Below are 11,162 nucleotides of genomic sequence, written 5' to 3'. Positions count from 1 at the left end.
TCCCCTTTCATTTATTATCAAACTTTCCTATTTTACCATAGAAATTCATATTTACATCTCAAATGGAATTGCTATATATGGGTTTGCCAGCCGCAATGTATAGGAATTCACCTGTAATGTGGGGATACACTGTTCCCCAAACAGCTTGCTTTTTCTGGACTGGAATTTTATAGTAGGGGCGTTTGCGGGGGTCCCAGTTAGGTTTCCCGGCGTTGGTAATTTCCCGGCGTTCCCCCTCTGGACTGCTGGTATAGGTAGTCAAAGTGTGGTTATTTTCTACCTCCGAAGCACGGATGACGAGCGCGCCATCCTCCTGCCGCTCAGCCCCAAAAAACTCCTGATTGGCGTTAACAAAAACTGTGGCAGCAACATGGGGAAAGGCTGGGAGTTGTTTCCATAGAAACTTCTCTACATCTCTCCCATTATTAAGATCGATGCGGTTTTGGCTCAGAGTTGCATCATAGCTTTCAAAGGTTTGAAAGGGAATAGCAACCAGATAAGTTAGATTTTCCTGGATGCGATCGCTAATATCATTCCGCAACTGAGTAGCTACATCATTTACTGCTTTTTGACCGTTTCTATAGGAAAGATAACCAACAACAGCCACTGCTCCAACTGTTTGGACAACAAATGGAACAATTAGCATTATTTGTAGCGAAATTTTTGTGAAAAGTCTAGGCGATAAGGGCATCCTTGATTTACCAAGCATAGTGACTTCTCCCGACATTGATACGTAAGATAAGTTAATCAGAATTTAATTTGCATGCGCCTACACCCTACACCTCATACTCTACAACCCTTTCGACAATTGCAACATACAATTTATTGCTCTTGGGTCACTCTGATGGGAGTATAATAGCCGAAAACGACCCAAACTCAGTTGCTGTCTATGGATGAAGCCCGCCCATCTCTACCCACCATCAATTTTATTTATGAATATTGTGCCTCCTAGGGGGGTGACAAACCGCCGGAAACCCATAGTTAGTAAGGATTGAGTTAACTTGTGGTAAAAAAAGATAGGCAGCAGAATTGTTACACGCTTGCTTATCCAAAAAAATAATGATACGAAGATTCTACCAGACTCATTTACAAAAATACCTGACGCAATATCAGTTTTTGGTGATAACAACCTTGCTATTTTTGATGCAATCTGAAAAACAAGTGAGATGAGATCGGCTCTCCCGAGTATTTCCCTGTCTAATTACAGCCGAAAGTCGGAGACGTAAATTACAAAAATTTTTAGATTTACCCAACTTAACGAACGAATTAATTGGGTTCCCATTAATTACTTATTGGTTGACCAATTATTGCCGTATTGGTCAAAGCTGATCAATATCAATCTAGCGCAGTCAATGGGTGTATTAATCTCTTCATGGTTAGTTAGCTTAATCGGGAAGCGAAGAGCAATTCCATTATACTGGTCATTGTTGCCCAATTTGGGCAGCCGCAACTTCGAGGAACAAACTACAAATATACGGCAAGTTTTACCATTATTTTCAGAAGATAAAGTCATCGTTTTAGGAAACCGGAAATTTTCCGAGTTCGACTTAGGAAAGTGGCTGAAGGAAAAGGGTGTGTCTTTTGGTTTAATTAAGACTCAAGAGGAATCATTGTATCGAAATAGAACATTTAGTTTGGCAACGGTTAGATGAATTAGGAATCATGCTGTGGAACCTCTTGATATTTTCAAGGTAAAAGAGTGAGAAAAACTCCGCCTGCAACTGGATTTGATGTTGCTTGTAAGTAAAAAAGAAACTCTGGGGCATGGCAGGTTGATGAAGCGTGGTTTATTCTCACAGGTTTAGGGTTATTGTCGGCAGCGATCGATGCTTACAAGCAACGGATGGGCATATTGAAGAAATGTTTCGAGATTGTCAAACAGGAGGCTACGATCTGGAAGGAACTAGCTTACAAGTAAACCGATTGATTAATATAATTTTGCTCGTGACACTCGCCTACAGTTCGGTAATATTTGAAGGCAATGAACTTCGGAAAAAGCAGGTAGGAAAATATGTATTTCGGCGTCAAGAACCTAAAAAAACATATCGAAGACGGAGTACATTTGGTGTTGGCGCCAGATGGAGAAAAGTGGGTTAATTATCTGGAACAATATTCTGATGAGGTGGAACAGTTCATCAAGTTAACTCGAAATAAACGCCGCTTTTATCCACAAGGTATGCGGGCTGCAACCCTGATTCGGTCTATCTCCTAAGCCTCTTTGTCACCCCCCTAGGGGTTTTCAACCTCGATTCTCCATCCTGTCGCACAGAATTTATTCTGGCTACTGAATTCTGGATTCTTCTGTAAACTGATAGCGATCGTCACCCTAATTGGAGTGGCTGGAAGTTAGGCGTTTGAGTGCGAATTTCCTAATGGTAGTGCTGGCATTAATGACTATGGCACTGCGCTGTGGTTGACGGGAATGTTGATGAGCACGATCGCCTCTGATTAGTTTCCGAAAACAGCCCAAGGGCAGGTGCTTTGTTTTTTCCTGGCGTTGTGTGCGATCGGCGTATGTGGTTATTTGACAGCAGCGCTGACCACATTTTTTGTGAGTCAGGATGCTGAGAGCGATCGAGCAGAAATAGCGGCTACACAATCAATTCAAGCTGTGGAAACAGAAATTACTGCACTGCCAAGGTTCAAGCCTGCTTGACGAAAAGGTTTAGACCTGTGAATTGCTGACCTTGGATTTGAGCATGAAGTCGATCGCTCTCGATGCGATACTAGAGAAACGATGATGTCTGTCCAATTATAGATAACCTTTTACTCTAAACTATTCCAACCGAGAGATGATCTTTAAAATTTTGAATTTTACTATAAAAATACCCTCTAGCCACTCAAATAAAAAGCCTTTAAAAGGATGGTAAAAACAAGCCAAATAAATTCATGACAGGGAATCCAAAAAACTCGCTTCAGGATAAATCCCATATTTAACTGTTCAAAATGTTAACAGTTTTTCTAGGGTTCAGTGGCTAATTTTCTAGAACTTTGAGCCACTGTGGATAATTAAATCAATGTCATCTCCACTCCTGACTTGCATTTAATACGAGTTTTTTATGATCCTTGTCCTCTAAAGCTTGTAGTATCGTTCCCAAAAAGGCTCGCAGTATTGAAGGTTAACCTGGTTCTATTTATTAGATTGACACGAGAAACTCATGGAAAACACATTGTTCGATCGCACATTCCGGGACAGCGAAGGCCAAATTGTTATAGCTCAGATGCCCAATCTACCACTGAGTGTCGGGATTGTAGCTACTTTATTAACGCTCATTGTTACAACAGGTCAAATTAATTCAGGGTTGCAGATACTAGCCTTTGGCTCTTTGTTTACTTGGGCTTGGGAAGAATTATTCCAAGGCGTTAATTACTTTCGTAGAGCATTAGGTCTGATTGCACTTGTTGGTCTAATTGCGTGGAAACTTCAATAATTAGGTAAGCATAAATCAAATCAATAAGGTATAGCAAAACCTTTAATCAGGCGGATGAGGAACGGTGGAGAGGTTGACAGGCTGTAATGGACAATCCAAAAATTAACACCAATCGGATGTGGGAACACCTGAACAATTCTCAACTCATTCGCTACCTGCTACTATTGACGGTTGGCTGGGCGATCGTGCAGGCGTTAGCATATTTTGAAAGGGTTCTGATTGTTTTTATTTTTGCAGCTATTCTCGCCTTTCTGCTGAACCCTCCCGTCACATTTGTATCTCATTTCATCCCTCGTTGGGTAGGGGTAGTGCTGGTGTTTTTACTGGCCTTTTAGCTTCTAGGTGGGTTAAGGGCAAAGTAAGGATTAGCTACCCTTTCCCAAGCACAGCATTTATTAGAACAGGCTCCTCAATTTTTAGTCTAGGCGATTGCACTGTTGGAAACACATCAATGCTTTCTGCTAAAGCGCAATATTACGGTCGATTTCAGCACCTTTGAGGCACAACTGCGCCAACAAGTCCTGGGCACCATTGGCATGGGTTTTTCCACACTGCAAAATCTGTTATTCAATTTGCTAGATGTGATTGTGATTGCGGTGGTTGGCTTCTTTATGCTGCTAGATGGTAGACGACTATGGAATCTGATCGTGAGGCTGTTTCCACCCGGCTTACGCGATAATTTGACCAGGGCAATTCAAAAGAACTTTATGGGTTTCTTTTGGAATCGGTTGCTGTTATGAATCTTCTTCGCCCTCTCTACCTTTGTGGTGTTTATTTTTCTGGATATTCCTATGCACTGGTTAGGGCTGCTGTCGCAGGCGCATTTGACCTGATTCCCGGTATTGGCGCAACGATTGGGATTAGCCTCATCTGCCTGATTATTCTGCCTCAAGGAATTCTGCTCAGTTTGAAAGTTTTAGTGGGTTGCATTGTTTTACAGCAGGTTGAAGAAAACTTACTCATGCCCCGTATTATGCAAGGCTCCATTAATATAAATCCAGTCATTATGTTCTTTGCGCTATTAGTGGGGGCGCGAGTCGCTGGATTGGTCGGAGTTTTTCTGTCGCTCCCGATCGCGGGCGTGGTGATCGGCATCCTGGATATTGATGAAATACGTGGGGAAAAGACAGAAGAACCTTCTGGTTGATGTGGAAGCTAGTTGGCTTGAGGTTTCGATTAAGATATTTTGTTTTAAATCTCTGGGAGAGCAATTATGAAAGGTTTAAAGGGAAAAAACGCACTCATTACTGGAGCGAGTTCAGGCATTGGGCAGGCGATCGCCATTCGTCTTGCTCAAGAAGGTTGCAACATTGCCGTTAACTATCGCAAAAGCTTAGAAGAGGCAGAAGATACTGAAGAAATAGCTCTGCAAAAAGCCTGTGGACAAGCATCGGAATGCGGGGTTGAAACGCTATTAGTTCAGGGAGATGTCTCCAAAGAAGACGACATCCTTCGTATGGTGAATAGTGTCATTGATAAATTTGGTAGTCTGGATATCCTGATTAATAATGCTGGGATTCAAACAGAAAGCGCCTCCCATGAAGTGCCAACCGATGAATTCGATCGCGTAATTGCCGTTAATTTGCGAGGTGCATATCTCTGTGCGCGGGAAACCATTAAGCATCTGTTAGAGCAGCAGCGCTCTGGGGTGATTATCAATATTTCGAGTGTGCATGAAATCATTCCCCGCCCGATGTATATCAGCTATTCCATCAGTAAAGGCGGCATGGGAAATCTGACTAAAACCCTAGCGTTGGAATACGCAAACCGAGGCATCCGCGTCAATGCTATTGCGCCCGGTGCAACAATTACACCGATTAATGAAAGCTGGACTGACAATCCAGAACAAAAGGCAGTGGTTGAAAGCCATATCCCCATGGGGCGGGCAGGCACATCGGAGGAAATGGCTGCAGCAGCGGCATTTCTGGCATCAGATGAAGCGGCTTACATTACGGGACAAACGCTCTATATTGATGGTGGATTGACCCTCTATGCTGACTTTCGCGAATCTTGGTCTGCCTAAATTAACTGGGAGAAACTATGGAGAGGAAATAGGCGATCGCTGTCATTTTACCTAAACAAGGATTTTTTTGGGCGATTGCTTTCTTTACTCACCGGACACTAGACTAAACCGCATTAAGGTCTCAGGCAGATATGATTGAACGTGGCAGCCAGGAAGGCATTGGGGACGAGTTAGACCGCAAAGATGTCAAGTAGTGGTATCTTGCTGCGTAACAATCAAATAATTCATTGGGGCGATGAACTTGATAGAGAAAAATCATCGATCGCGCTGACGTGACTGCGCTCCAAAAATCAATAGTTTCTGCTATTAATGTAAGTCATGAAATTAATTGATTATTTTAACATATTATTCGGATTTGGGAGCGATTTCCTGGGCGGAAGTTTCCTAGTTTTGCCCTTTTTTTGTGGGCATAAAATGGTATTTTCCAGCGCCAAGACGCTGTGAGCTATAGATGCCAGCATCACCTGAAAAAAGGTAGCTCATCACACAAGCGATCGCCACAAACACCCCAGATTCGGGTCCAAAAAGTTCAATTCCCATTAAAGTTGCAGCGATCGGTGTATTGGCAGCGCCACCAAAGACTCCCACAAATCCCATTCCTGCCAATAAAGGTGCTGGTAATCCCAAGATTAATGACAAAGCATTGCCTAAGGTGGCGCCAATAAAAAATAGAGGAGTAACTTCACCGCCCTTAAAACCAGCCCCTAATGTCAACGCCGTTAAACCTATTTTTGCCGCAAAATCCCAAGGCGGTAACTGAGAGTAAAACGCATCGACAATGGTAGGAATACCAAGACCGATATACTTAGTTGAGCCGCTCGCCCAAACAGTCAAGGCGACAATAACACCGCCGATTGCCGGACGTAAAGGAGGGTAGGATATCTGGGCTTTAAAGAAGTGGCTAATTTGATGAGTTAGTTTCGCAAAAATCATCGCTACAATGCCGAAAATTATGCCAGCTATAATTGCATAAACTAGCCCCATTGGAGTTATCATTGGTACAAGCTGAGCGTGGCGGTATGCGGTGTGATGCAACCCCAGATTTAAGGTAATGCGATCGCCCACCACTGCTGCAACTAAACAGGGAAAAAGAGCATTGTGGTTAATCGTACCAATCGCTAAAACCTCTAAACCAAAAATAGTTCCAGCTAAGGGAGTTCCAAAAACCGAAGCAAATCCTCCACTAATCCCCGCCATTAATAAAGTTCGGCGATCCCTGGGTTTAAAGTCGAATATTTTAGTCAACTGATCGGCAAGGGATGCCGCAATTTGTAGGGCTGTCCCTTCCCGACCTGCTGAACCTCCAAATAAATGGGTTAAATCTGTCCCTAACAGCACCATAGGAGCCATTCGTAAGGGAATAATGCTTTGGGGATGATGAATCTCTTCGAGTAAAAGATTATTTCCGGCTTCTACTTTTTTGCCATATTTATGATAAATCCAACCGCTGAAGAATCCACCTAGGGGTAGTAAGGCGATCGCCCATAAATGAGATTCTCGCCAATTGGTTGCCCATTCTAAAGATGCGAGGAGAGCGGCGGAACCAAGACCGGAAAGCATACCAACGATACAAGAAATAATGAACCACTTGCTGAGTTGCAGAATGACTGTGAACTGCTCAAGTTGAGGGAGACTTTTCATAAGGAATGATTCTTTTGGATAAATTTAGGCTCGTTGCGATCGAGCCTAAATCTGCGTTAATTATTGCCTGATTATGAACCGCAGAGGGCGCAGAGGACGCAGAGAGGGGAGAAGAGTATCAAGGGGAGATAAAACCCATATTTGGGATTACTTGTAACTAGATTCCACCAAGATGACAGGAATAGGACTGGTTTCTAAGACGGCTTGAGAAACCGAACCGACTAGCACTTCTTCCCAAGGTTGATGCCCTCGTTTTCCGATCGCAATATATGTCACTTGCCGAGCTTGCGCCACGCGGATAATCTCCTCTGGAACTGTACCCGAAAGACTCAGGAACTCATAGCGAATATCTGATAATATTCGTTGTGCTTGTTGTTGTAATTGTAAGTTGGTGCTTTTATCTCCCAGATTATCTACATACAAAACAATCACATCTCCATCACTGCGCCGAGCTAAGTCTGCGGTCTTAGTTAAAACATCTGTTGTTAGGGGAGAAGCGTCTACTGCTGCGAGAAAAACTGGACGACCGGAAATAGCTACTTTGGTCGGGTCAACTTCGCCTTTTTCTAATAGTTTGGGGGCAAAGGTAGGAATTGCCCAAGCACCCAAGGGAGCGGTTACTAAAATTGAGAGAGCTGCGATCGCCAAAATCGTCTCGCCACCAGCAATGCCCTGAGCTAGGGGAATCGCCCCTATCGCCGCCTGTACCGTTGCCTTAGCGGAATTTCCTGCTAGCAAAAACAGCCGTTCTTTCCCAGTCCAATTACTACCTAAAGTGGAAAGATACCAACCGAGCGATCGCCCAATCAGAGTCCCGATCGCCAACACCAACAGACCAACCACCAAGGTATTGCCTAAGACATTAAGTTGAATACTGGCTCCCAGCAGCACAAACAAAATAATTTCCGCGATCGTCCACAAACTGTCAAAGCCACCCCGCAATCTTCGTGCTAAAGGCGCATCGAACTCAATCAGGAAAAACCCCGCCGCCATGACAGCCAAATAGCCAGAGAAAACCGGAATATGTTCGGCTGATACTACCAGCCCTAGGGCAAAGCCAGCAGCCACTAGGGAGTCCTGAACCGCAGTTTGAGTCCAGTTTTGCTTGACTAATAGTGACACCAAAATTCGAGCAGTAACCCATCCCAACAGCACCCCCAAGGTAATTTGGATGAGGATTTGAAATGGCAGCAATTGCAGAGGGCTGAGGGTGATTCCTAGTAAGGTAATGGCTGTAGCTTTCCCTTGGGACAGAAATGCTAGCAGTAGGCTAAACACCAGCAAAAGCAATACATCTGACAAGGCACTTCCAGTCAGAATCGCATCGGGAATTCCTTTTTTTACTCCCCAACCTAGACTTTTTAACCGCAGCATTCCGGGAACAATTACTGCTGGAGATTCCGCGCCAATGATGCAGCCTAGCAGTAGCCCCGTCAAAAAATCAAACTCAAGTAGCCACATCGCGGCGACAGCAATAGAGATAGCCTCGCAAGCCGCAGGCAGAAAGCCTAATCGCAGCGCCACGGTTCCCTGTTGGGATAGCTTTTCGCGATCGAGTCCTAACCCCGCCTTCATCAAAATCACCATCACGGCAATGGTGCGAAGGGAATTCGCAGCGCCCAAAACCTCTGGGCTAATGACATTGCCCAGTTGCGGGCCTAATAAAATGCCCACCAGCACCATACCTACGAGTGCTGGAGCTTTCAGCCGTCGAGCAATCTGCCCGACAAAAAAGCCCATTAATAAAATCCAGATAATACTTTCTAACATCACGCCACCTTGAAGCTGAATCGATGAAGGTGACTTGTAGGGGAAAGATCGATCGAGGCATCCGCACTATCCTACCCTTCCGCCACAAGTCGGAACAGTAGGAGCCATCAGCCTTTTAAACGTTATGAAGATTATTAATAACGAAGGGCGGTTTCGGCGAGCTCCATCGCCATCATTACTTTTATACCACTATTGAAGCTGATCTTCCATTTCCGTGCCCCTTCCCTAAAGCAATTCGCAAATTGAGCTTTTCCGATTCATTGTTCCCAGCTAGGATGCGTCAAATCTGGGCGATTATTTATAGCTATTTCTATCGCCCTGCCATGGGAACTATTGTGATTGAGCGACTGATTGTGCCGAGTCAGGGCGGCCAAACAGATGAGGCTACAGCCAAAAATGCGATCGCGCCTGCACAAACTGCTATAGAGGCGATCGAGTCGCTAGCTGCGGGTAGCCCCTATCTGGTCGGCAGCGAAGCGAGCATTGCTAATTTCTACGTGATTCCCATCTTTATCTACATTTCCCAAACTCCAGATTTTGAAGTGATTACCCCTCAAACGCCGAAACTACGGACATGGTGGGAGAAGGTAAGTTAGTTGCCCAGCATCAAAAAAGTGTGTGTCTAAGTGCAATCAAATTGGCAGCAGGAAACCACAGGAATAGAACTCGAACAGATGTAATCTTTGGCATCTAAATGTTGACCTAATTGGGGGACTGAATTCTCTACGAGAAGCGATGGCATCACCATTTGGATCGTCTTTATCTAGGATTTTGGCATCAAATTTATTGGTGAGTCAGAATGCCGAGAATGAGGAAGCAGAACTAGCGGGTGCAAAATCAATTCAAGCCCTGTCGGTACAAATTACCGCAATGGGAACTGATATTCAAGCCTGTTTCAGGAGGAGATTTAGACCTGTTACTTGCTAACCTGTTAAAGGCTGAGGCTGCCTCTATACTTGCAAGATTGCTTGCGCGGCCTTATAAATAAGGGAGAAAATCTTGTCTCAACAACCAGTCCTCAAGAAAATCAGAAACGATGTCCAACGAAGCGTCTGACCGTCTTAAACAAAATTCTGAAAAAATTATGGGGATGTGGGAGAAGCGGGCGCGTGAGGAAGTTGGTGCATCAACGCATCAAAATTCTCTTGTCTTGCAAAATTCCCTACCTCTGTACTTAAACCAACTGGTAGATGAACTCTCAAACAGAATTGACAGGACACCTGCCCGAATCACAGCCGACGAGGTAGAAAGCACCCGGATTGGCAAGCTGCATGGGCATGAACGGGCGGGGTATGCTGACTACTCTATCACTCAACTCATTTTCGAGTATCACCTCCTCCGTCAAGTAATATTTCAAGTTTTAGAAGAAGAAGCACCTTTAGGAGTGCGGGATCGAGACATTATTATCGGCTCCATTGAGCAAGCCGTTAATGACGCGGCCACTCAATTCTCCGAAACGCTGCGAGATATTCAAGAACTATTTATGGTGACGCTAACTCACGACCTCAGAAATCCCATCAATGTCGTAAAAATGGGAACTCAACTGACTCTGCGGCGGCTGGAACGAGGAGATACCCACATGGATGTGGCCGCGAGGATGCTCGGTGCGATCAATCGGCTGGATTCGATGATTCAAAATCTGCTTGATGCGAGCCGGCTGCGGGCAGGGCAGAGCTTAAAGATTGAACTTGAAGAATGCGATTTTGAGATGCTAGTCCAAGAGGTGGTAGAAGATTTGAGTTTCGCCTATGGAGAGCGGTTTGTTGTGGTTTCTGACCCTGATATCTGGGCTTTTTGCAGCCGTAAAGAAATACGGCGGGTGATTGAAAATTTAGCAATTAACGCTGTGAAATATGGTAGTGCTAGTACGCCGATTACACTCACACTCCAGCAAACTGAAACCCAGATCAGCCTTACTATCCATAATGAAGGCGATCCGATCGCCCTTGACGCTCAATCCATCCTATTTCAACAATTTCGTCGAACCATTTCTGCCGAGGAGCAAACCGGCTGGGGATTAGGATTATTTTTAGCAAAAAATATTACTGAGGCGCATAAAGGGAAACTGGAAGTTGAAAGTGCAGAGGGCAAGGGGACAAGCTTCATCATTAAGTTGCCTAAATTTCCCTGTTAGTTGGCCTAGTTGCTGAGAGACTTATGTTTAGCAAGAGAAATCTTTTGGTCGATAAGGGCTTTTGTTAAGTTGACTTGAACAATATTTCAATGGATTCCAGCTCTGCCTTACCCTATATACTTATGCGTACTAGCAAAAATATTTAGAAGTCAAAGCACTGTAA

13 protein-coding genes and 1 riboswitch are annotated in these 11,162 nt (G+C 44.4%); of the genes, 10 read left to right on the top strand and 3 right to left on the bottom strand.

Going from position 1 to position 11,162, the window contains the following annotated elements; all coding sequences use genetic code 11:
* Window positions 1-58: 58 nt before the first annotated feature.
* Window positions 59-646: a hypothetical protein gene (locus tag QUA47_RS17700; RefSeq protein ID WP_333431683.1), complete on the bottom strand. Its 588-nt coding sequence runs from the start codon at window positions 644-646 to the stop codon at window positions 59-61.
* 1,365 nt (window positions 647-2,011) lie between these two features.
* Between QUA47_RS17700 and QUA47_RS17695 the strand changes: the two genes are divergently transcribed.
* From QUA47_RS17695 to QUA47_RS17665, 7 genes are all read left to right on the top strand, one after another.
* Window positions 2,012-2,212 (top strand): hypothetical protein, encoded by a 201-nt coding sequence (locus QUA47_RS17695; RefSeq protein WP_333431682.1) that lies wholly within the window; start codon window positions 2,012-2,014, stop codon window positions 2,210-2,212.
* 264 nt (window positions 2,213-2,476) lie between these two features.
* A complete protein-coding gene (locus tag QUA47_RS17690) occupies window positions 2,477-2,656 on the top strand; it encodes a hypothetical protein (protein ID WP_333286786.1) in 180 nt (59 codons plus the stop codon).
* A 502-nt stretch (window positions 2,657-3,158) separates the two neighbouring features.
* Window positions 3,159-3,431: a hypothetical protein gene (locus tag QUA47_RS17685; RefSeq protein WP_333286784.1), complete on the top strand. Its 273-nt coding sequence runs from the start codon at window positions 3,159-3,161 to the stop codon at window positions 3,429-3,431.
* 86 nt (window positions 3,432-3,517) lie between these two features.
* Window positions 3,518-3,766, top strand: coding sequence for a hypothetical protein (locus QUA47_RS17680; protein WP_333286782.1), 249 nt, complete (start codon window positions 3,518-3,520; stop codon window positions 3,764-3,766).
* A gap of 102 nt (window positions 3,767-3,868) precedes the next feature.
* The gene (locus tag QUA47_RS17675) at window positions 3,869-4,171 is read left to right on the top strand and encodes a hypothetical protein (protein WP_333431681.1); all 303 of its coding nucleotides are present in this window, start codon (window positions 3,869-3,871) and stop codon (window positions 4,169-4,171) included.
* A complete protein-coding gene (locus QUA47_RS17670) occupies window positions 4,168-4,578 on the top strand; it encodes an AI-2E family transporter (RefSeq protein ID WP_333431680.1) in 411 nt (136 codons plus the stop codon). Before QUA47_RS17675 ends, QUA47_RS17670 begins: the two co-directional genes overlap by 4 nt.
* 66 nt (window positions 4,579-4,644) lie before the next feature.
* Window positions 4,645-5,454 carry a glucose 1-dehydrogenase gene (locus QUA47_RS17665; RefSeq protein ID WP_190733131.1) on the top strand — a complete coding sequence of 270 codons (810 nt, stop codon included), beginning with the start codon at window positions 4,645-4,647 and terminating at the stop codon, window positions 5,452-5,454.
* Between the two features lie 384 nt (window positions 5,455-5,838).
* On the opposite strand, the gene QUA47_RS17660 is transcribed toward QUA47_RS17665, so the two are convergent.
* A complete protein-coding gene (locus tag QUA47_RS17660) occupies window positions 5,839-7,095 on the bottom strand; it encodes a voltage-gated chloride channel family protein (RefSeq protein ID WP_333431679.1) in 1,257 nt (418 codons plus the stop codon).
* Between the two features lie 147 nt (window positions 7,096-7,242).
* Window positions 7,243-8,865, bottom strand: a complete 1,623-nt coding sequence (locus tag QUA47_RS17655; RefSeq protein ID WP_333431678.1) for a cation:proton antiporter — start codon at window positions 8,863-8,865, stop codon at window positions 7,243-7,245.
* Window positions 8,866-8,956: 91 nt separating this feature from the next.
* A riboswitch (Fluoride riboswitch) is annotated at window positions 8,957-9,045 on the bottom strand.
* 95 nt (window positions 9,046-9,140) lie between these two features.
* Between QUA47_RS17655 and QUA47_RS17650 the strand changes: the two genes are divergently transcribed.
* The 3 genes from QUA47_RS17650 to QUA47_RS17640 all read left to right on the top strand — a co-directional run bounded on the left by QUA47_RS17650 (window position 9,141) and on the right by QUA47_RS17640 (window position 10,999).
* Entirely contained in the window at window positions 9,141-9,461 is a 321-nt protein-coding gene (locus QUA47_RS17650) for a glutathione binding-like protein (protein ID WP_333431677.1), read from the top strand.
* Window positions 9,462-9,600: 139 nt separating this feature from the next.
* The gene (locus tag QUA47_RS17645) at window positions 9,601-9,792 is read left to right on the top strand and encodes a hypothetical protein (RefSeq protein ID WP_333404762.1); all 192 of its coding nucleotides are present in this window, start codon (window positions 9,601-9,603) and stop codon (window positions 9,790-9,792) included.
* Between the two features lie 109 nt (window positions 9,793-9,901).
* Window positions 9,902-10,999, top strand: coding sequence for a HAMP domain-containing sensor histidine kinase (locus QUA47_RS17640; RefSeq protein ID WP_333431676.1), 1,098 nt, complete (start codon window positions 9,902-9,904; stop codon window positions 10,997-10,999).
* Window positions 11,000-11,162: the final 163 nt, after the last annotated feature.

Source organism: Microcoleus sp. MON2_D5 (assembly GCF_036701905.1).
Lineage (GTDB): Bacteria > Cyanobacteriota > Cyanobacteriia > Cyanobacteriales > Microcoleaceae > Microcoleus.
The sequence above is the reverse complement of the archived record's forward strand: the minus strand, read 5'-3'. Positions and strand labels throughout refer to the sequence as shown.

Coding starts and splice junctions, on each gene's coding strand:
- QUA47_RS17700 (WP_333431683.1), bottom strand. CDS start 646: ATGCTAATTGTTCCATTTGTTGTCCAAACAGTTGGAGCAGTGGCTGTT.
- QUA47_RS17695 (WP_333431682.1), top strand. CDS start 2,012: ATGTATTTCGGCGTCAAGAACCTAAAAAAACATATCGAAGACGGAGTA.
- QUA47_RS17685 (WP_333286784.1), top strand. CDS start 3,159: ATGGAAAACACATTGTTCGATCGCACATTCCGGGACAGCGAAGGCCAA.
- QUA47_RS17680 (WP_333286782.1), top strand. CDS start 3,518: ATGGACAATCCAAAAATTAACACCAATCGGATGTGGGAACACCTGAAC.
- QUA47_RS17670 (WP_333431680.1), top strand. CDS start 4,168: ATGAATCTTCTTCGCCCTCTCTACCTTTGTGGTGTTTATTTTTCTGGA.
- QUA47_RS17665 (WP_190733131.1), top strand. CDS start 4,645: ATGAAAGGTTTAAAGGGAAAAAACGCACTCATTACTGGAGCGAGTTCA.
- QUA47_RS17660 (WP_333431679.1), bottom strand. CDS start 7,095: ATGAAAAGTCTCCCTCAACTTGAGCAGTTCACAGTCATTCTGCAACTC.
- QUA47_RS17655 (WP_333431678.1), bottom strand. CDS start 8,865: ATGTTAGAAAGTATTATCTGGATTTTATTAATGGGCTTTTTTGTCGGG.
- QUA47_RS17650 (WP_333431677.1), top strand. CDS start 9,141: ATGCGTCAAATCTGGGCGATTATTTATAGCTATTTCTATCGCCCTGCC.
- QUA47_RS17645 (WP_333404762.1), top strand. CDS start 9,601: ATGGCATCACCATTTGGATCGTCTTTATCTAGGATTTTGGCATCAAAT.
- QUA47_RS17640 (WP_333431676.1), top strand. CDS start 9,902: ATGTCCAACGAAGCGTCTGACCGTCTTAAACAAAATTCTGAAAAAATT.